We start from the raw sequence: 18,826 nt of genomic DNA on the forward strand, positions 1-18,826 counted from the left end.
CGCTTCGGGAGGAGCTCGGGAGGAGTTCGGGAGGAGAAGGTGGGGGATTTCAGCGAGGCCGTCGAGCAGCACCGGCGGGAGCTGCACGTGCACTGCTACCGGATGCTCGGCTCGTTCGACGAGGCCGAGGACATGGTGCAGGAGACGTTCCTGCGGGCCTGGCGGAGGCGTGACTCGCTGCAGAGCGAGGAGGGGCTGCGGGCCTGGCTCTACCGGATCGCCACCAACGCCTGCCTCGACTTCCTGCGGGCGAGTCCGCGGCGGCCGGAGCCGCGCGAGGCGCCCGTGGTGGCCGACTCGTGGCTGGAGTGGCCGACCAGGACGTCGGTGCCGTGGCTGCAGCCGTACCCCGACGACCTGCTGGACGCCGTCATCGAGCGGGAGACGATCGAGCTGGCCTTCCTGTCCGCGGTCCAGCACCTGGCGCCGCGGCAGCGGGCCGTGGTGATCCTGCGCGACGTCCTCGGCTGGTCGGCGCAGGAGACCGCGGAGGCGCTGGAGACGAGCGTGGCCGCGGTCAAGAGCGCGCTCCAGCGGGCCCGGCCGGTCCTGCGGGAACACCTGCCCGGGCAGCGGCTGGCGTCCGCGACGGAGGAGGAGGCCGCCGTGGTCCGGCGCTACGTCGACGCCCTCGAACAGGCCGACCCGTCCCTGCTGCCCGAGCTGCTGCGGGCGGACGTCTACCAGACCATGCCGCCCTCGCCGATGTGGATCCTCGGACGCGAGGCGTTCATGGCGTCCTGGACACCCGCGATGGCCGGCGAGGGGGCGTGGGGCGACTGGCGGCTGGTCGCCACCCGGGCCAACCGGCAGCCCGCGGTCGCCGCCTACCTCCGCAGGCCCGTCGACTCCCTGTACCGCCCGTACTGGCTCGGCGTCCTGCGCGTCGAAGGCGGGCTGATCACCCAGATCACCACGTTCGGGCACGACATGTTCCCCGAGTTCGGCCTCCCCGATTCCTTTCCCCCGGCTGCCTCGTCTTAGGAGGAGCAACGAGTCACCGAGGAAGGGGAACGGACATGTCCGATCTTCAGAAGGACGTCCAGGCCGCGATCGACGAGCTGGTGGAGTCGGGAGCCGAGCGAGGGATGCAGGTCGCGGTCTACCGCCGCGGCGAGCTGCTGGTCGACGCGGTGGCGGGGGTCGCGGACCCGTCGACCGGCCGGCCCTTCACCTCCGACACCCCGGTCTACGTCACCTCCACCGGCAAGGGAGTGATCTCGGCCGTCGTGCACGTGCTCGCCGAGCGCGGGGTGCTCGACTACGACGCGCCGATCGCCTCGTACTGGCCGGAGTTCGGCGCCAACGGCAAGGAGAAGGCGACGCTGCGGCACGCGCTCACGCACTCCGCCGGCGTGCCGGGGGTGCCGGTGGACACCACCCCCGAGGACGTCGCCGACTGGGACCGGATGTGCGCGGCCATCGCCGCCGCCACGCCCTGGTGGGAGCCGGGCACCAGGTTCGGCTACCACCCGCAGACCTTCATGTTCATCGCCGGGGAGATCGTGCGCAGGGCGACCGGCAGGACCATCTCCCAGGTGCTCCGCGAGGAGGTGGCCGAGCCGCTCGGCGTCTCCGGCGAGCTGTTCCTCGCCGTGCCGCCCGCGGAACTGCCGCGACTGGCCGTGATCGAGGACGCGCAGCCGGAGACGAAGATGGAGATGCCGCCGGAGATGCTCGCCCAGATCCCGTTCTTCAGGGTCGTCGACGGCTACACGGCCGCGCCGATGGCGGCGATGCCCGACGCCGCCTACAGCAACCGGCCCGACATCCTGACCTCCGACTCGGGGGCCACCATGACCGCGCGGGCGGTGGCCCGCGTGTACGACGCGCTGATGGGCGGGCTCATCTCCGCCGAACGGCTGCGCGAGGCGACCTCGCCCGCGGCGTCCGGCACGGACGAGGTCACCGGCATGCCCGCGACCTGGGGGCTGGGATACGCCGTCGGCATGCTGGACCGCCCGACCGTCTTCGGGATGCCGGGCAGCGGGGGAACGGCGGCCTTCGCGGACACCGCCACGGGCATCGCGGTCGGGGTGACCAAGAACCGCGCCTCCGCCGGGGACTTCAGCACGGTCGATCGGGTGGCCCGGATCGTGCTGTGAGGCCTTCCCGGCGGCGGTGCGGGAAGTCGCGATCGCCCGCGTTGCGGGTGCGGGCGATCGTCTCCCCGTAGACCGCCGCGGTCTCCGCGGTTCGGCGCGTTGGGAGCGTGCCGAGACCGGCGCTCACCCCTGCCCGGGGAGGGACTTGAGCTCGCGCAGGTACTCCTGGAGCGGCTTGAGCCCGGCCTTCCTGCGGCGCTCGTCCACTCCGGCCTCGTCCTCGATCGGCGTCCGCGGCTTCCACTCGCCCCCCTCCCTCGGCTCCCACTGCGTGCCGTACACCTGGGGCTTGTTCTCGGCGACCCGGACCCGGTCCACCAGGTAGGCCAGGTCGCCCGGGGAGGCGTCGCCGTCGTCGACGGCCTTCTGCAGCAGTTCCAGCCCCCTGCGCTGGAGGTCGGGCTGGAGATCGGCGTGCTGGACGAGGGCCCAGGCCGCGGTGGAGCCGTCCTTGCCGACCAGCGACCAGCCGGGCCAGCCGTGCTCGTCGAGGATCTGACGCATGCGCGCGGCGTTGGCGCTGTCCACGCGGTCCCACTCCTCCGTCGGCACGTCGGGCGACGTCCTGACGGCCTGGTCCCGTTCCAGCATCTTCAGCAGCTCCGCCCGCAGCTCCGGCTCGCGGGGGGAGTCGTCACCGCAGGCCGGGACAGCCAGGAGCGCTACGAGGAGCAATGCCAGCAGTGCACGCATCGTGGGCCTTCTTCCGAAGGGGACCTGAAGCTGAACGTACAACGCGAATCGGGCATCTTGCGAGGGGTTGTCCCGACCCCGGTCGTACGGCCGCCCCTTCTCGTGACCTCCCGGCGCGGCGTTCTTTCACAGGGCGACCCTGCTCCCGATGACGACGGTGGCGTTCAGCTCGTCGGAACCGGCCACCCGCGGGACCAGCCCGGCACGGGCGACGGCCTCGGCGGTCCGCGGGGCCTGGTGTTCGCTCGTCTCGACCAGCAGGCAACCGCCCGGGGACAGCCAGTGCGGCGCCGCGGCGGCCACCCGCCGCACGACGTCGAGCCCGTCCGCGCCGCCGTCGAGCGCCACGCGCGGCTCGTGCACGCGGGCCTCCGCGGGCAGCAGGCCGATCGCCTCGGTGGGCACGTAGGGCGCGCTGGCGACCAGGACGTCGACGCGGCCGCGCAGTGTGGCGGGAAGCGGCTCGTAGAGGTCACCCGCGTACACCAGGCCGCCGGCGGCGGAGAGGTTGCGGCGGGCGCACTCCACCGCGGCGGGTTCGATGTCCACGGCGTGCAGCTCGGCCTGCTCCAGGGCCGCGGCCAGCACGGCGCCCACCGCACCCGAGCCGCAGCACAGGTCGACGACGACGGCGCGCGGCCGGGCGGGGCTCCCCGGTCCTCCCGCGTCCGGGGCCGCCGGGTCGCCGGGGTCTGCCGCGTCCGGGTTGCCCGGGGCGGCGCGGCCGGTGATCCGGCGGGCGAGGGCGACGGCCTGGCGGGCGAGGAACTCGGTGCGGCGGCGGGGCACGAACACCCCGGGGTCCACCGCTACCCGCAGGCCGCAGAACTCGGCCCAGCCGAGGACGTGTTCGAGGGGGAGCCCGGCGACGCGCCGCCGCAGCATGGCGGCGAGGTCGTCGGATGTCCGCGCGGTGGAGATGAGCAGGTGCGCCTCGTCCTCGGCGAAGACGCAGCCGGCGGCCCGGAGCGCGGTGACGACGTCGGAGCGGGACAGGGACGACGGGGAAGGCGGCGAGGAAAGCGACATGGGAACCCTTCGGAATGCCGACGGGCGCTCCCCGGCCGCCTACGCCAGGCGAACCGTGTGGCCGTGAGGCGGGAGCACCCGGCCTGATCTGGCGGTAATGGGTCTCACCTCCTCGGAACGATCACTACTGGAGACGGTAACACTACCCGAGCCGGACGAGACCGAGAAGCTCCCGCGGGCCTGTCTCCCGACCGGCCGCCGGGACGGGGCGGCCGTCACAGAAGGGCGCACCGACGCCAGGCGATCGGCACCCGGGGCGACCACGCGCCGCCGTTCTCCCGCACCTGCACGTACGCGCCGAGCGGAGGAGTGAACGAGCTCTTCCCGCGCAGAAGGTGCTTCGTGTCGACGGCGTGCAGGCGTGCCAGACGCCGGTGGCGTTCTCCCCGGCCGTGCGGTCGCGGATGGCGGGGGTGACGCAGACGTGGTCATCGGCCCTGGCGCCGCGCCAGACATATCCGGTCGCGCAGGTGTCGGGCGGGGCCCCACTCGTCTCCTGCGCGCCGGTGGTCCCGGCCTCGGCCGTCGTGGCACCGGGCACCGCCGATGCCAGGCACCCCGCGGCGAGCACTCCCAGTGCCCTGTCACGGACCGCCCATCCGGCGCGGTACGGCTGCCGCTGCGGTGACCGGCCGCCTCCTCCGGTGAGCCGTACCGGTGCCACGGAGAGTTCGCCATACCTTTAGCGGCTTTTGTCTTTATCCGGGCCGGGCCGGGCGATGATCCTGAGAGGTGTCCCCCCACATACTCCGCAAGGAGGTTCCGTGCACACTCCACGACGCCCTCGTCCTTCCTGGCCGGTACGGCTGGCCGCCGTCCTGGCCACCGCCATGTCCCTGACCGGGCTGGCCGCCGTCACCCCGGTCACCGTCACCCCCGCCGACGCGTCGGTCTTCGGCTCATGCACCGTCTCCCGGTGCTCCGACGCGCGCTCGGCCAGGGCGATCTGGGCCTCGAAGGGCTACCCCACCGGCAGAGGCTGGTACTCCTGGCAGGACGGCAGGTACAACTACACCGGCGGTCGCTTCTACAACCGGGAGGGCCAGCTCCCCGGCGGCGCCACGTACCACGAGTACGACGTGTACCCCCGGGAGCGGGGCGCCTCGCGTGACGCGTACCGGATCGTCGTCAACCGCAGCACCGGCGTGACCTGGTTCTCGCCGAACCACTACACCGACTTCTACAGGCTCTAGGAGTTCCATGGCGTCCGCCGCACCTCCGCTGCCGCGATGGCTGACGGTGTCCACCGGCCCGGCACCGGTGGTCGTCGACGGACGCGCGTGCCAGACCCGCGCCGCCTTCTTCGAGGAGCTGGCGCGGGTCCTGCATCTCCCCGACTACTTCGGCCGGAACTGGGACGCCCTCGCCGACTCCCTGCGCGATGCGACCCGCGCCGGGGGCGTCGCCCTGGTCGTGGAGCACGCCGAGGAACTGCTCAGCGCCGAGCCTCCCGCGCAGTTCGCCACGCTGCTGGCCGTCCTGGCCGACGCCGCCGACACCGGACTGACCATGACGCTGTGCACCGACCCCGGCCACGAAGCCCTGCTCCGCCGGCGGGCCGCCACCGCCCTGGCGTGATCGGCCGGGGAAACGGCGGTCGGGTGACCGATTGACGGTCATCCACCACGGCGGGAACCGATGCGGCCGCTACCTCATCTCGAAGAGCATCGTGTCGGGGTCCTCGTGTCGGGGTCCTCGTGTCGGCGTCCTCGTGTCGGCGTCCTCGAACCGCTCGACGACGGCGAAGCCCGCGTCGGCGCACAGAGCCTGACCTCGTAGCCGTAGCCGTAGCCGTAGCCCGGATCGGCAGGCCGCCGTCAGCGGATGCCGGAGCCGGGGTGGGCGGCGTCCCAGGCGCGCCGCGAGGCGGCGATGCCCTCGCGGTGCTCGGCCGACCAGTCGGCCAGGGCCTTCACGAGGTGGGTGAGGCTGTGGCCCGTCGCCGTCAGTTCGTACTCCACCTGAGGAGGGACCGTGGCGTACACGGTCCGGGAGATCAGGCCGTCGCGCTCCAGGCGGCGGACGGTGAGGGTGAGCATGCGCTGGGAGATGCCGGGCACCGCCCGCTGGAGCTGCCGGAACCGGCGCACGCCCTGAGCCAGCTCCACGATCACCAGGACCGACCACTTGTCCCCGATCCGGTCGAGGACCTCTCGGATGCCGCAGTCCTCGTGCTCACCGCCGCAGGAGACGACCGGGCCCGTGGTCGGCCCGGTGGTTACCTCCGTGTGCCCGACTGACATGAAGATGCCTCCTTATGGCGCGCGTGCTGGTTCCCGATGATGGTCCCAGTTACCGAAGGGAACCACTCGCTCGGAGGAGAACTTTCATGATCCTTGTCACCGGCGCCTCGGGCGCGCTGGGGAGGCTCGTCGTCGACCGGCTGGCCGGCCGTACGGCCGGGCGCACCGTGGCCGGTACGGCGGTCCGCCCGGTCCCGGGTGACGTCGTCGCCGGCACCAGGAACCCGGAACGCCTCCCCGCGGGGGTACCGGTGCGCCGGATCGACTTCGACGACCCCGCCTCGCTGCCGGACGGCTTCGCGGGCGTGGACACGCTGCTGCTCGTCTCGGCGGGGTACGGCGAGGACGACGCCGTCATCGCCCGGCACGGCGCCGCGATCGACGCGGCCGAGAAGGCCGGGGTCGGGCACATCGTCTACACCAGTCTCAGCGCCGCCGGGGACCATCTCGCCTACGCCCTCGCCCATCGCTGGACCGAGCGCAGGCTCCGGTCGGGTACGGCGGGCTGGACGATCCTGCGCAACGGTCTCTACGCCGAACTGCTCGCGGCGCTCACCCCGGTCGTGGACGGCAGGATCACCGCGCCCCTGGGGAGCGGACGGCTGGCCGCGGTCGCCCGGGAGGATCTCGCCGACGCCGCCGTCCGCGTGGTCACCGACGCCGCGGCGCATGCGGGTCAGGTGTACGAGCTGGTCGGCGAGGAGGCCGTCGGCGGTGCCGATCTCGCACGGGCCCGTTCCGCGGCCACCGGGGCCGCCGTCTCCTACGAACCCGGCACCCTCGCCCAGGCCCGCGAGGACTTCGCCTCCCTCGGTCTGGCGCCCTTCCAGGTCCCGATGCTGGTGAGCACCTACTCCGCCATCGCGGGCGGGTTCATGGCGGAGACCGGAGGCGACCTGCGCGCCCTGCTCGACCGTGCCCCGCGCTCCGCTCTGGAGACCGCCGTCACGGCGGCCCATGGAGGTCCGCCGGAGTGAGCACTCAGGAAGCGGACCCACTCGGCCGGTCGCGGCGGCCGGTTCCGGTGAGGCGGGCCCGGAGCGCTGACTTGACGGTCGGCCATTCGCCGGCGATCACCGAGAACATGGCCGAGTCGCGCAACAGCCCTTCCTCGCCAGGCGCCCAGGAGCGCGACCAGCTGCGCAGCACTCCCTCGAAGCGGACGCCCAAGCCCGCGATCGCCCGCCGCGACCGCTCGTTACGGGCGTCGGTCTTGAGGTCGACGCGGACGACGCCCAGCGTCTCGAACGCATAGGTGAGCAGGAGGAGTTTGGCTTCGGTGTTGATCCCGGTGCCCTGCGCCGACGCGGCGAGCCAGGTCCCGCCGACCTCGACGGCCTGCAGGTCCTGCCGGCCCGGCCACGTCCGAAGATCCCAGAACGCCGTACAGCCGATCGCCGTCCCGTCGCTCGTGCGCACTTGCGCGAAAGGGGTCCATCCCCCGCTTCCCTCCGCGAACCGACCCTCCACGTAGGCCGCTACCTCGGCGGCCCGCGGGACCAGGGTGTAGGCGTAGGAGGACCGGTCCTCCTCGGCAGCCCGTGCCAGGTCCGGCGCGTGGCTCATCGTGAGCGGCTCCAACCGGACGAGCGATCCGTGGAGCACGGGAACATCGAGCCGCGACGTCATCAGGCACCTCTCATCGTTCCTGGCAGTGGCACCTTCTCCCTCGGGGCAGGTTGCCGGATCGTCGCTGGGCCAGGTCCCTCGGATCCTCTGGATGAATCTCGGAGAAGAGATCATGCCTGAGCCCGCCGACGGCGGTCAACGCGATGCCGCACGGCGCCCGGGCGGGGAAGCGCGTTTCCCCGCCCGGCTCCGTCGACGGGGGTTCGAATCCGCCAGGGACACGGACGTCTTCCCGTCAGGGTCGCGCCGGACGGTTTGATCTAGGCTGGAGAGGTGAGGGATCTTCGTCTGCTGCCCAAGGCCCACCTGCACGTCCATCTGGAGAGCACTGTGCGGCCGCAGACCGTGCGCGAGTGGGGCGGGCCGCCCGAGCCGGAGGGGCCGTTCACGAGTTTCCGGGAGTTCGCCGACCAGCGGGCCCGGGTGCGCGCGCTGCTGCGCACACCCGAGCACTTCCGGCGGATGGCGCTGGAGTTCTGCCAGGATGAGGCGGCGCAGGGCACCCGCTACGCCGAGGTGACCTTCACCGCCGCCTCCCACGGCGAGCGCGTCGGGGCGCTGGAGATGCCGCTGGAGGCGGTGCTGGACGGGCTGGCCGAGGGCAGGCGCCACGGGATCGAGTGCCGGGTGCTGCTCGACCACTCCCGCCGGCGGCCGGTGGAGCGGCTGTGGCAGACGCTCAAGCTGGCCACCCGGTATGACGAGGTGATCGGCATCGGGCTGGCAGGTGACGAGAGCCACCCGCTGGCGCCGTTCACCGGGGTGTTGGACGCGGCCAAGGACGCCGGGCTGCACCTGGTCCACCACGCGGGCGAGGCGGCCGGGCCCGCCAGCATCCGCGAGGCTCTCGGCCCGGGCCACAGCGAGCGGCTCGGGCACGGCATCCGGGTGCTGGACGACCCGGCGCTGGTGGCCGAGGTGCGCGAGCGCGGCGTCCCGCTGGAAGTGTGTCCCACCTCCAACGTCCTGCTCGGGCTCGTTCCGACGTTCGCCGAGCACCCGCTGCCGCGCCTGCGCGCGGCCGGGCTGGTCGTCACGATCAACACCGACGGCGAGACGGCGCTGGCCGACGAGTACAGCCGGCTGCGCGAGGTCTTCGGCTTGACCGACGCCGAGCTGGCCGAGCTGGCTGTGGCCGGGGCCGGGGCCTCCTTCGCCCCGCCTCAGGTGAAGGAGCAGATCACGGCGGGAGCGGCTGCCTGGCTCAGCGGCCCGTAGCGGTCAGACACCCCCGACACGGGATCATCGGGTTCCAAGGCGGACAGGGTGACGATCCCGCTGTTCACGGGTGCACCTCCGGAACGTCAACCGTCACCTGAGATGAGGCGCTTACCCAGCCGTTGCGCCGGAGCCTCCACGAAACGCTGCGTCAGCGTGCTGATTCCGAGCAGCAGCCCCACCACGCCTGCCAGTGCCAGTAACCGCAGCCCCAGCGGCACGACCAGCGGCTCGGGCCAGAACCGCTCGACACTCTCCAGCAGCAGCGGGTGAAGCAGGTAGATCGAGTAGCTGATCAGCCCCAGCCAGCTCAGAACCTCCGGCACCCTGCGGCGCCGCAGGGCCATCCCGGCGACGAAGGTGATCCAGGCGGCGGCTATCGCCGTCTGGAGGCCGAATTCGCCTCGCGCCAGCCAGATCCCGGCCAGCGGCACCAGCACCACCCATCCCGCCTCCTTCCAGGAGATCTCGCCTTGCTCGGCCCTGTACAGCGCCGTGCCGGCGAACATGGTCGCCAGGATCAGCAGCCCCTGCCCGGGGGCCGGATAGCTCTGGTTGACCGCCAGCAGCGCCAGCACGGTGACTCCGATGACGACCGCGCCCGCTTGCCGTACCCGGCCTGAACCCGCGAGCACCGCCGTCAGCCCCGTCGCCACCAGCGTGGCCACCGCCAGCGCCACCGCCAGCATCCGCCCCGATCCACCGGCCGAAAGCAGCGCGACCGGCAGCGTTCCCGCACCCAGCACGGCCGACACGGTGAAACCGAGCACGCCCGCACTGCTCCTCCGGTGCACGCCGAGACTGAACATCGCGGTCACCAGCAGGTAGAAGGCCATCTCGTACGACAGCGTCCACAGCACATTGACCAGGTTCGGCATATACAACAGGTTCTGCAGCATCGTCAGATGCCCCAGCGTCATGGATATCGGCCGCGAGCTCCACCAGATGTGCAGGCCGTCCCAACCGGCCGCCATCAGCAGCGCCACACCCGCCGCGCATACCCCGAACAGCGGATACAGCCGGAGGAGACGAGAAATCCAAAAGGCTCGCACACTTCCCCGACGCTCCAGCGACGCCGGCACGATATAGCCGCTGACCAGGAAGAACACCATTACCCCGTACCATCCGGGCTCGAAAACCGCTTTTACCGGCATCCGCGCCTCGGGCAGCAGGAACTTGAAGGCGTGCTCGAAGACCACCACCACAGCGGCGATACCGCGGAGGGCGTCGAGCCAGGCCATGCGCCGACTGGTCTGCTGCTTTGCCACCGGGATAGTCAGCATCCGGTGATGTTAGCGATCAATGTCCTAAAAATATGCATCCGCCCGTAAACGGCGGCGGTCGACGAGCCAAGTACGAGCAGGTACGGCCGCGCGCGGCCGCACCTGCTCGTCCGCGGCCGCACCGGCACCGGGGTCATCGGACAGCCGCAGGTCGGCCGGACCGCCTATCTCATGCCGATGTCCGCCGCCGCCCGAGTCGATCGCCGTGTGGATCACGGCCGGGGAGAACGGCGCGTCCCCGGCTTCGGACCGCGCGCACGCGCTGGCCGCCCGGCACGTGCGGGCTGATCGCCGTGCGAGGGCCCGCGCCGAAGGGCGCCACCACCGGCGACGCGTAGCACCGCCCCTGCTCCGCAGGGTTGCGCCACCCATCATGGGACGTGGCACGGCTGACCGTTGCATACGATCTGGTGACTTCGTCAGAGGGCTCTGCGCGCCAGAGCCAGGTTACGAATGGATCCTGTGGTGGTCTTCGCCAGGATTGTCGCCGTGTCCGTCCTGGCCCTCATGGGCGTCATGGCGGTCGCGGGGTGCCAGGATGCCGACGACGGACCGGTCCTTCCCGTCGGTGCGTCTCCTCAGGCCGTGGTGTCGGCCTACATCGATGCGATCAATGCTCACGACAGCGCGGCGGGCAGGAAACTGTCGACCCCGTCCTTCGCCGAACGGCAGGAGAGCCTGTTCGACGACGCGAAGTTCTCCCACGTGCGGATCGGCGCGCCGCGGCCGGAACGCGATTACGCGGCTCCGGACGATGGGAGCTACCGAGAGGCGGTGTACGTCCCCGTGGAGTTCGTGCTCCGGCACAGCGACGAGGGTTCCATGCCGAACGGTCCCACGGTCTGGGGATACACGCTGGTCCGCGCCGATGCGGGTCGGCCGTGGCGGATCATTGACAACGGGGTTGGCTGAAGCTCATCGCCGCGGCGGCGTGGCGCGGGTGCGGCAGGCTGTTTCGGTACGGCGGTTCCGCGCCGCCGACTTGATCTTCATAAGCACAATCCGGCAACGCATATCGTTGGGGAAATCTGTCACCGACGAAAGTGCGAAGACCGTGGCGAAGGCCGAGGCGTCCCGTTCTCATCGCCTTATGGCGAACATCAGGATCGGTGTGATCCTGGCCGCAGCGTCTCTGGCGAACTACCTAGCTGCTCTTTCCCGCTGTCTTCGCCGGCGTTGCTCTGGTCGCATTCTCGGCATTTCCCCGTAAGAACATTGAGCGGGAAGCGGGAAGCGAATGCTGAATGATCTTATGCGGAAACCCAGGCCCCTGGCCATCGGCCGGATCATCCGAATCACCCTGGCGCTTCTGGTCTTCGGAGCGATCTTTCACGTCTCTCTCGTGATCGCTGTTATGACCGGGTGGTACATCCCAGACGGGTCACCTCGGCTTGACGGTACGGCGGTCTGGGTGCTGTTCGTCTCACTGGTGTTCGGCCTGATGGCGGTTCTGGCATACCGGCTTGTCGCGGGACGGCCCGCTCTGTCGTACTGGCTGCTTGCTGCGTTCATCGTGCCGCTCGGGCAGGGAATCAGCCTTGCGATGACTCCGCCGGAGATATTGATCTGCGATGAGCCTCCCGTCGATCCTTCCCCGGGCACGGTCGTGCATTGCACGTCTTCCACCCCCTGATCTTCCCGCGTGGTGTTCTCGAGACCTGTTCGGGATTTCGTGCAGGTTGCTGGAACATGTTGGACTATCCGTCCCGATCGATGCGGACGACTCGGATCGTCCACCTTGTCGGCACTCCGTGTATCCAGGAGCGGGCCGAGGCCTACGGTTGCGGAGCCGGGGCGAGGGGCGCGGTGCGGCCTCACGTCCATGAGGCATATTTCGCTGCGAACCCTGAGGCGTACGAGGTGGTTCGCGTGAATGAGCGAGACTTCGGAGTCGGCCCAGCCGTTACGACCGGCCTGAGGACGGGCCGCTCGGCCCCGCCTACACGATCACCTTCGTTCATGGACTGGACGAGCGTGAGGTCCTCCACCGACTTGGTGCCGAGGAACGGGACATCCGACTCATCTCCAATGAAGAGGTCGCCGCACACCAGGTGGCGGAGAGCCTTGAGGAGATCATCACGGTCGCTCGCATCGGGGACTGGACGGTTGCCGAGTGCAAAGGCCGACGAGGAAGTAGGCGGGAGTTCGTCGAATCCCGCAGGGGAGGTAAGGCGCGAGCCGGGCGCCAGGTGGGCGCCCTGCGGGCGAACGATCTGGCGCCCCGGTCCGTGGTCTGCTCGGCTTGTCCCGGGCCGATGGCAGACGGGATGAGCGGGCCCCTGCCTCGGCCACCGACAGATCGGCGGCAGCGAACGCACCGTTGGCGATCATCCCGGAGCCAGAGCGCCTCCGCCGGAGGCGAAGGGTCTTGACCGGGCTCGCCCGGAGGACCACCGTAAATTCGGTGATCGAGGCCGAGAAGGGGTGCCTGTGTTCGGCTTGGGCTGGTTTGAACTGTTGATTCTTGCCGTCCTGGTGCTGGCCGTCGTGGCCGCGCTCTGGCGGGTCCTGCACCGATAGCTGGGACGGCGGTGCGGTCCCAGTACGGCGGGTTGGTTGGACGTGGCGTGGCGTGGCGCGGTACGGCGGGCGGCCCGAGTGCGATTTGCTCCCTGACCTGGGCCTTCACTCGTGGAGCGGGTGACGGGAATCGAACCCGCGCTGTCAGCTTGGGAGCCGGCTACTGATCACGCTGGGCTGAGCTGGGGAAACAGGGGTGCAGGTCAGGGCGGGCCGGTCGACCGTGAGTGACCGCGGTTCCCCGTCTGTTCTGGCACGGATCTGGCACGCGGCCTACAGGGAGACCTCGCTCCTCGTTGCCACGGTGCTCGGTGGGCCGGGGCGGAGGAACGAAGCCCCAGACCGTCGATCGCCCCCAAGCCACGTACGGTGATCAGCCACCCGCAGGCGATCGTGAGGGTGGTACTGGGTGGCTGCCATGTTCCCACCGTCTAGTCAGTTCAGTAATTGAGGTTCTTGGTTAGGTCGTGAGCACGCCGAGCTTCCTGGTTCAGAAGCATGACCCCATCCACGCCACCCTGAGCTTCATGGAGGCGGGCACCCTTCAAGATGCTGACCGGCACGGAGATGCGCTTCCGGCCAGGCCGGCGTCTGGAGATCAACCCGTCCCGGATCAGGATGACAGCTGCTCCACCGAACACCACAATAAGAACCCACGTGAACGCGTTCACGGTGCTTCCTTTCTTCAGCCGCTTTCTACAGCGCGGGTGCAAGATCTCCCAGGTTGGCTAACAACGACAGTAGAAGATCCGACCGGCCTGTGTGAATGCCGAACCTCCGGAAGGTCTTGAAGCAGCCAGGTCCTCGCGTGTGATAGGCGGTGCGGCCCTGGTACGGCGAGTTGGTCGGGTATGGCGGACCCGGCGGTCGGTGCGCGCCGCCGCCTTGACCAAGGCGATCAAGGACGCCGGGCTTCCGGCAATCCACATTCATGATCTCCGGCACACGGGCAACACCCTGGCCGCGATGACCGGGGCCTCGCTCAAAGAACTGATGGCGCGAATGGGCCACTCCAGCACCAAGGTCGCGATGATCTATCTGCATGCGGCGAAGGACCGAGATCGGGCCATCGCTGACGCACTGGGGGAGATCGTCAAGGAAGGGCTCAAGCCGAAGAAGGACGACGACGAGGACGGCGATGATCCGCCCCTTGTCGGGGTCAAGATCAACTGATCTGGCACGCGAGTGAGAGCAGGCTCGGAAAGAATCAAGGCCCGGGTGGGGATCATGCTCCCTACCTGGGCCTTAGCGATTGGAGCGGGTGACGGGAATCGAACCCGCGCTGTCAGCTTGGGAATCATCTACTGACCTTGCCGCCCTGAGCTGGGAAAACAGGGGTGCGGGTCAGGGCGAGTCCAGCCCCCGTGATTCCCCGTGAGTGACCGTGGTTCCCCGCCTGTTCTGGCACGCATCTGGCACGCGATCAAGCTTCGGATCATGCGCGGACGCGCACACTTCCCCCGCCGGATCTTCCCGTCTGCCTCGTCCCACCCCGGAGGGGCAACAGCTCGGGGACGGAGGATCAAGGCCGTCTTCGCGTGTACGCCGGCCGGTAGACGTTCCTCGGCCATGGGATGCCAACGATCACAGACGGCCTTGATCCGGAGGAGTCGAGATGTTGGGCTTGCCTGGGACGAGGCAGACGGGAAGATCCAGCTTCCACCTCAACCACCTACGGCCTTCGTGCTGCAACGTTGATCATCCCGGAGCCGAAGTGCCCCCGCCGGAGGCTTAGCGGTTTTCAAGAGGGCTGCATTCCCAACGGGGACGGGTCCTCCCACCTGGGCAAAACCACGCTCCTCACCCCTACTACACAAGATCATCCCAGATATACCCCACGGGTAGCGTGATATCTGCGAGATGCTTCGTTCCAGTGGGTGGCCCCATCTCCAGCGCTGCTGTCGCCTTAGCTGAGGTCACCCGATGCCAGGATGAGCAGAAGTAGGGCCTCGGCATCGATCGTCTTACTACAAGCCGCCGAGTAACGAACGGGTAATCGGCACTGCCCTGACCGACTTCGGCACGTACAGAGGGAAGTCGTACCCCACAGCGCCATGGCCGATCTAGTGTATGTATGTGACGGTTGACCGTAGAGCTCAGGCAGTCGAGTCTATCAAACGAGCTGGGCTGTTCATAAGATCAGCTTGGCTGAATAGCCCTACCAACATGAAGACCATAGCAGCCTTCATGTTGGGGATCGGGTTAGCCCTCGGCCTGGCAGGCCTGGTGGGAGATGCACTGGGCGCATGGGAAAACAGCCCTTTCTTTACTAACCTACTATCCTCACTCACTGGATTTCTATTTGCTGTACCTGTAGGTGTGATCGTCCTCTATCAGATTACGATTCATCGAGAAGAACTGCAACAGAGACGCTCGCTTGCTAGCCTTGCACTTGATTCCTCCACTCGAATAGTAGCTCATTCGAATCAACTTCAAGCTCGGCCATATCACATAACTTTCCAACAAGGATCATCTCTATTCTTTAAGCTTCGCGGCCAGGCGTTGGATGCCATAGAAGAGATATTAATCAACCCGCCAGAGAAGCGCAGGATAACAGAAAAAAATATTTCTACTATTGTAGATCTAGGCTCTAGGTGTCGCGATGCTTGGACCCATGTTTGGGCTTCTCCGACGACTATCGCAGATACGGTTGAAGGTATGCGTAGCAACTTAACGATATTGCGCGAGTACGTTCAGCCACGACTGCATGCTGTATCTGACACAGCTCTAATAGACGCCGAGATACTCGACCACTTCCAGGAAGTCCTAGACTGGATCGCACCACCTGGAGGGGATCCAACAAATAGCCCTCGCAATTGGACAATATCCGCCGGGATTGCACTCGACGAGCTAGAGCAACATGGCGATCAGCTCGAATCTATGGAATCACACCTTGACGGGATTGTGCACCGATTGCATGCCGCAATCATGGATAGCGAACAAGCGAACGCCATGTACGAGACATTGAATAATGCAGCACTCCAGCTACATGAACAGATCTCATCTTATATTGGACATGAGCATACTGTCTTGTAGAACCACAGTTAGGAGCAGCGTATGGCGGGCCAGCCCGACTTTTTGACAGTCGCGCAGGTTGCATCTCTTCTTAAGCTGTCACAGCCCGATACCTGGAAGCTCGTAGGGCAGCTCGGATTCCCTCTCCCGGTGCGTGACGAGGAGGGGCACGACCGTTGGTCGCAACGTGCAGTAGAACAGTGGGCAGGACGTCGTGGTCATCTTATGGCTAATCCTTATAAGCTCAAAGACCTAAGACCACCACCGACTCCACGCCCATACCTTGGTCTTCGCATCATCGAGGATTACGCGGTTTTGTCCTGGGACACCGAGTATGGCGAAATATGCCTTGTCTACCCAGCCCATCCAAGTTTTTACCATAAATCGTCAAAAATTCTTCGCCTTCTTTCCCATGCTTTCTCTATATTGCTCGTGGGTCCTGACTGGGGCTTCACTGGTAAGACGCTGCAGGAGTTCAGTCCCGCTGATCCCGAGTACAGCAATCTTCCTAGTTGGGCAGAGCTAAAACGGGCCTTAGGTTATCCTGCACCCTTCTGGCCAACAGCTTTACAGGATCATGATTTGATGATGCGTTGGGTGCCAGGCAGCCCTACTATCATGGGGCGCGCACAAAACAGTCTTGACGAGAAACTCCTCCTTAGGCTCGCAAATGCTTATCAAGAGGATGATCCTGTTTCAGTTACGCTTCGCCATTTCGTTAGTCGCATTCGCTATCAAGCAATGAAGTCAGCCGAATGGGAACTGAGTCACTGGGAAAAATACGAGGACTTCAAAGATGTAACATTTCCAGTTAAACCAATTCCCGAGCCCGAACCTTCCCCTGTTCCAAGTCTAGAAATTCGCAGGCAAGCATGGGCAAAAATCGGTGCGCGAACCGATGAGCTCGCAGCTCAATGCATCGATGAAACAAAGGGATGGATCGATAAAAAAATTCTTTCGTTTTCCTCTGTAACCCAACTGATTCCTGGGAATTCCACCATAGTCGATAACTGGTTGGAGTCTCTCTGCGAAACCCCATGGTGTGCTGAATTTGTATGGCTGGGCGCGTCTTCCGACGACATCCTCCTTCGAGATCCATTAACAAACCTACCGGCCTACCGCGCCAATGACGGGCGTTATTTCGCAGCTGTTCCACAAAAGCTACCATCGACATCACCTCTTCAATCTATTGTTCTGGACAAGGATGTATGGATCTGCACCTACGACGGAAGAACATACCTTGCCCCTGGTGGTTCCGACGGCATCACGGCCACATGGGGTTACTCCGGCACTGGCCCCTCCTATCTGGCAAGTCTTTTTAACTGTTTATTGGATGACATAGCATCGTCTACCTTCTTCATTGACTCACAGCGCCGTCAGATTCCAAACGGCCTCCTGGCGCTAGCCATGGAAAAGCATCCAGATGGAACCATCTTTAGTCGGCAAGATCTCGTGAAAATTAAACAACAATATATCGAATAGAGTCAGCGGTAGACAGAGTGCATGGTCGCACATGAAATTTAGCTGATTTCATTTCAGAGCCAGAGGTTCCGTAGAAAGTCTCCTAATCTTCACGGACCTTGACGGTCCTTGGGGATCGTGCACAATCGAGGAGGGGTAGGGGATAGAGCAGCACCTAATTACAGCTGGCGCATAGTGCACCGGCGGCGTGTGGCAGAGGGTCAAATACGGCGGCGCGCCAGCCGCTCGCTGCGCCGATAGATGAGCCATGCTTCTCGGTGAGCTGGGGTGAGGAACGAACCCCGGATCTTCGATCGCCCCCGACCACATCAGACTCCGGCCACCCTATGGCGATCGTCGTGACGCATTGGGGCGGCGGCGTGACCCAGGTGCTGGCGGACGCCGGAGGCACGGCGCGGCGCTCGTGCGGCGACGGCCCGGAGTCCTGCGCGCGTGCCGGGACCGGCCCCCAGGCCGCATGCCCGGCGCGCGCTGGCAGGCGCAGGGCCGGGCGACGGCGCGCAGCGCCGCCGCCCCTTGATCCCTACAAGAACAATTCGGCAATGCCTGCATATGTGCTAGACGAATCGCCAACCACCACTCATAGGTAATCGGCGAGCTCATCCGTCCTCATCCGTCGCAGCTTCTGCGGCTGGATCTCCTTCAATCCACCATGCTGGCGGCCAACCCGGCAATGGAGGAGCATGAGCGCCAAACGCTGCTAGCTTCCACTGACCATCCGACTTATGCATGAGGAGCTGCATCGCTGCCGGCAACCCTGCCGGGGCATTCACGATGTAGCCAGTTTCTCTTTCCCCTAGCGGGGTTAGAATAACTAGCTCATAGTTTGGCCCAAGGCATCTTCTCTTACCGGCTACACCCCAGAGCTCTTTTCTTGCAATTCCCCAAGCTTCTTTAAATTGAAGCTTCTCGCTTTTAATAAAAGGGCGCCATAAGCGACTCTTTTCCGTTTTTTGTAGGAGGTCTTCGGCGAGCCTATCTAGGTCTTCTCGATCGAACGCCTTGAGCTGTTCTCTATTATTATAAATCCATGCTTGAATTCGGCAGAGCTTCCAGTTGTCTTCGCTTAGCTGCCAAATTTTTTTGAAGTCTCCCTGAAGAATCGCCTCCCTCCACTCTTCGGCAATAGCGACCGGGCCATGGGGATCTGCGACCCTTTGGAGCTGTTCGGGATCTTCTTTCGCCATTCTTGGGATATCATCTGGGGTAATTGCCCGAATCAAGTCTTCGGCAATCGTCCTAACTTCTCGACGAACAAACGTCCGCTCAACGTGGAACAGAACGGAGAAAAGAAGAAGTGTGGCTCCCAGTTCAAGTTGAAGGGATGACCATATAGAATTTAGTTCTGGCCATAGAAGTGCGGTGATCGCGGAACCCACCACCAAGATCAATCCTAGCAATCCGACACTTATCAACCATTTTCGGCTGATAATCTCCCTTCGTGTCGTTTGCCCCGATCCGAACGGTACGGGGTCATACTCTCCGCGAGTCATTCGCAGATAATAACGCTGATGGTTCTTTTGGGGTTGTGCCTTCTCTTGGGAGAGGGAAATATCTCGCGGAGCGTGCGGCAACGTATGTTATAGCTGACCAGCTAACCAGGAGGGTC

18 protein-coding genes, 1 pseudogene and 1 riboswitch are annotated in these 18,826 nt (G+C 66.1%); of the genes and pseudogenes, 12 read left to right on the top strand and 7 right to left on the bottom strand.

Annotated features, from left to right (window positions below; genetic code table 11):
• Window positions 1–39: 39 nt before the first annotated feature.
• Window positions 40–984, top strand: coding sequence for an RNA polymerase subunit sigma-70 (locus tag HS041_RS07110; RefSeq protein ID WP_196439684.1), 945 nt, complete (start codon window positions 40–42; stop codon window positions 982–984).
• A gap of 35 nt (window positions 985–1,019) precedes the next feature.
• On the top strand, window positions 1,020–2,105 hold the full coding sequence (locus HS041_RS07115) for a serine hydrolase domain-containing protein (RefSeq protein WP_196439685.1): 1,086 nt from the start codon (window positions 1,020–1,022) through the stop codon (window positions 2,103–2,105).
• Window positions 2,106–2,228: 123 nt separating this feature from the next.
• Here the strand turns inward: HS041_RS07115 and HS041_RS07120 are convergent, their stop codons facing one another.
• Together HS041_RS07120 and HS041_RS07125 are read right to left on the bottom strand one after the other, a co-directional pair.
• Window positions 2,229–2,798 (bottom strand): DUF6624 domain-containing protein, encoded by a 570-nt coding sequence (locus HS041_RS07120; protein ID WP_196439686.1) that lies wholly within the window; start codon window positions 2,796–2,798, stop codon window positions 2,229–2,231.
• Between the two features lie 126 nt (window positions 2,799–2,924).
• The gene (locus HS041_RS07125) at window positions 2,925–3,827 is read right to left on the bottom strand and encodes a putative protein N(5)-glutamine methyltransferase (RefSeq protein ID WP_196439687.1); all 903 of its coding nucleotides are present in this window, start codon (window positions 3,825–3,827) and stop codon (window positions 2,925–2,927) included.
• 764 nt (window positions 3,828–4,591) lie between these two features.
• Between HS041_RS07125 and HS041_RS07130 the strand changes: the two genes are divergently transcribed.
• On the top strand, window positions 4,592–5,020 hold the full coding sequence (locus HS041_RS07130) for a ribonuclease domain-containing protein (RefSeq protein ID WP_196439688.1): 429 nt from the start codon (window positions 4,592–4,594) through the stop codon (window positions 5,018–5,020).
• Between the two features lie 7 nt (window positions 5,021–5,027).
• Window positions 5,028–5,405 (top strand): barstar family protein, encoded by a 378-nt coding sequence (locus HS041_RS07135; protein WP_196439689.1) that lies wholly within the window; start codon window positions 5,028–5,030, stop codon window positions 5,403–5,405.
• A 239-nt stretch (window positions 5,406–5,644) separates the two neighbouring features.
• On the opposite strand, the gene HS041_RS07140 is transcribed toward HS041_RS07135, so the two are convergent.
• The gene (locus tag HS041_RS07140) at window positions 5,645–6,070 is read right to left on the bottom strand and encodes a winged helix-turn-helix transcriptional regulator (RefSeq protein WP_196439690.1); all 426 of its coding nucleotides are present in this window, start codon (window positions 6,068–6,070) and stop codon (window positions 5,645–5,647) included.
• A gap of 86 nt (window positions 6,071–6,156) precedes the next feature.
• Between HS041_RS07140 and HS041_RS07145 the strand changes: the two genes are divergently transcribed.
• Complete coding sequence (locus HS041_RS07145; protein ID WP_196439691.1) at window positions 6,157–7,047, top strand: NAD(P)H-binding protein; 891 nt, start codon at window positions 6,157–6,159, stop codon at window positions 7,045–7,047.
• Window positions 7,048–7,051: 4 nt separating this feature from the next.
• Here the strand turns inward: HS041_RS07145 and HS041_RS07150 are convergent, their stop codons facing one another.
• Window positions 7,052–7,699, bottom strand: a complete 648-nt coding sequence (locus HS041_RS07150) for a GNAT family N-acetyltransferase (RefSeq protein ID WP_255529548.1) — start codon at window positions 7,697–7,699, stop codon at window positions 7,052–7,054.
• 7 nt (window positions 7,700–7,706) lie between these two features.
• Window positions 7,707–7,797, bottom strand: a riboswitch (SAM riboswitch).
• Between the two features lie 175 nt (window positions 7,798–7,972).
• Between HS041_RS07150 and add the strand changes: the two genes are divergently transcribed.
• Window positions 7,973–8,917 (top strand): adenosine deaminase, encoded by a 945-nt coding sequence (add, locus tag HS041_RS07155; RefSeq protein WP_196439693.1) that lies wholly within the window; start codon window positions 7,973–7,975, stop codon window positions 8,915–8,917.
• 86 nt (window positions 8,918–9,003) lie between these two features.
• Here add and HS041_RS07160 read toward each other — a convergent pair whose 3' ends face one another.
• Window positions 9,004–10,200 (bottom strand): acyltransferase family protein, encoded by a 1,197-nt coding sequence (locus HS041_RS07160; protein ID WP_196439694.1) that lies wholly within the window; start codon window positions 10,198–10,200, stop codon window positions 9,004–9,006.
• 462 nt (window positions 10,201–10,662) lie between these two features.
• On the opposite strand from HS041_RS07160, the gene HS041_RS07165 reads away from it, so the two are divergent.
• From HS041_RS07165 to HS041_RS40380, 3 genes and pseudogenes are all read left to right on the top strand, one after another.
• Window positions 10,663–11,112 (top strand): hypothetical protein, encoded by a 450-nt coding sequence (locus HS041_RS07165; RefSeq protein WP_196439695.1) that lies wholly within the window; start codon window positions 10,663–10,665, stop codon window positions 11,110–11,112.
• Window positions 11,113–11,437: 325 nt separating this feature from the next.
• Complete coding sequence (locus HS041_RS07170; RefSeq protein WP_196439696.1) at window positions 11,438–11,833, top strand: hypothetical protein; 396 nt, start codon at window positions 11,438–11,440, stop codon at window positions 11,831–11,833.
• A 301-nt stretch (window positions 11,834–12,134) separates the two neighbouring features.
• A pseudogene (locus HS041_RS40380) lies at window positions 12,135–12,572 on the top strand (DUF6461 domain-containing protein); the annotation flags it as partial.
• 588 nt (window positions 12,573–13,160) lie between these two features.
• On the opposite strand, the gene HS041_RS07175 reads toward HS041_RS40380, so the two are convergent.
• The gene (locus tag HS041_RS07175; protein WP_196439697.1) at window positions 13,161–13,391 is read right to left on the bottom strand and encodes a hypothetical protein; all 231 of its coding nucleotides are present in this window, start codon (window positions 13,389–13,391) and stop codon (window positions 13,161–13,163) included.
• 199 nt (window positions 13,392–13,590) lie between these two features.
• Here HS041_RS07175 and HS041_RS07180 point away from each other — a divergent pair, with 199 nt between their 5' ends.
• The 3 genes from HS041_RS07180 to HS041_RS07190 all read left to right on the top strand — a co-directional run bounded on the left by HS041_RS07180 (window position 13,591) and on the right by HS041_RS07190 (window position 17,217).
• A complete protein-coding gene (locus HS041_RS07180) occupies window positions 13,591–13,893 on the top strand; it encodes a tyrosine-type recombinase/integrase (RefSeq protein ID WP_374058830.1) in 303 nt (100 codons plus the stop codon).
• 993 nt (window positions 13,894–14,886) lie between these two features.
• Window positions 14,887–15,756, top strand: coding sequence for a hypothetical protein (locus HS041_RS07185; protein WP_196439698.1), 870 nt, complete (start codon window positions 14,887–14,889; stop codon window positions 15,754–15,756).
• A 21-nt stretch (window positions 15,757–15,777) separates the two neighbouring features.
• The gene (locus HS041_RS07190; RefSeq protein WP_196439699.1) at window positions 15,778–17,217 is read left to right on the top strand and encodes a helix-turn-helix transcriptional regulator; all 1,440 of its coding nucleotides are present in this window, start codon (window positions 15,778–15,780) and stop codon (window positions 17,215–17,217) included.
• A gap of 599 nt (window positions 17,218–17,816) precedes the next feature.
• Here HS041_RS07190 and HS041_RS07195 read toward each other — a convergent pair.
• Window positions 17,817–18,710: a hypothetical protein gene (locus HS041_RS07195; RefSeq protein WP_196439700.1), complete on the bottom strand. Its 894-nt coding sequence runs from the start codon at window positions 18,708–18,710 to the stop codon at window positions 17,817–17,819.
• Between the last annotated feature and the right edge of the window lie 116 nt (window positions 18,711–18,826).

The organism is Planomonospora sp. ID67723, assembly GCF_015711605.1.
Classification (GTDB): domain Bacteria; phylum Actinomycetota; class Actinomycetes; order Streptosporangiales; family Streptosporangiaceae; genus Planomonospora_A.

Coding starts and splice junctions, on each gene's coding strand:
- HS041_RS07115 (WP_196439685.1), top strand. CDS start 1,020: ATGTCCGATCTTCAGAAGGACGTCCAGGCCGCGATCGACGAGCTGGTG.
- HS041_RS07120 (WP_196439686.1), bottom strand. CDS start 2,798: ATGCGTGCACTGCTGGCATTGCTCCTCGTAGCGCTCCTGGCTGTCCCG.
- HS041_RS07125 (WP_196439687.1), bottom strand. CDS start 3,827: ATGTCGCTTTCCTCGCCGCCTTCCCCGTCGTCCCTGTCCCGCTCCGAC.
- HS041_RS07135 (WP_196439689.1), top strand. CDS start 5,028: ATGGCGTCCGCCGCACCTCCGCTGCCGCGATGGCTGACGGTGTCCACC.
- HS041_RS07140 (WP_196439690.1), bottom strand. CDS start 6,070: ATGTCAGTCGGGCACACGGAGGTAACCACCGGGCCGACCACGGGCCCG.
- HS041_RS07145 (WP_196439691.1), top strand. CDS start 6,157: ATGATCCTTGTCACCGGCGCCTCGGGCGCGCTGGGGAGGCTCGTCGTC.
- HS041_RS07150 (WP_255529548.1), bottom strand. CDS start 7,699: ATGACGTCGCGGCTCGATGTTCCCGTGCTCCACGGATCGCTCGTCCGG.
- HS041_RS07160 (WP_196439694.1), bottom strand. CDS start 10,200: ATGCTGACTATCCCGGTGGCAAAGCAGCAGACCAGTCGGCGCATGGCC.
- HS041_RS07170 (WP_196439696.1), top strand. CDS start 11,438: ATGCTGAATGATCTTATGCGGAAACCCAGGCCCCTGGCCATCGGCCGG.
- HS041_RS07185 (WP_196439698.1), top strand. CDS start 14,887: ATGAAGACCATAGCAGCCTTCATGTTGGGGATCGGGTTAGCCCTCGGC.
- HS041_RS07190 (WP_196439699.1), top strand. CDS start 15,778: ATGGCGGGCCAGCCCGACTTTTTGACAGTCGCGCAGGTTGCATCTCTT.
- HS041_RS07195 (WP_196439700.1), bottom strand. CDS start 18,710: ATGACTCGCGGAGAGTATGACCCCGTACCGTTCGGATCGGGGCAAACG.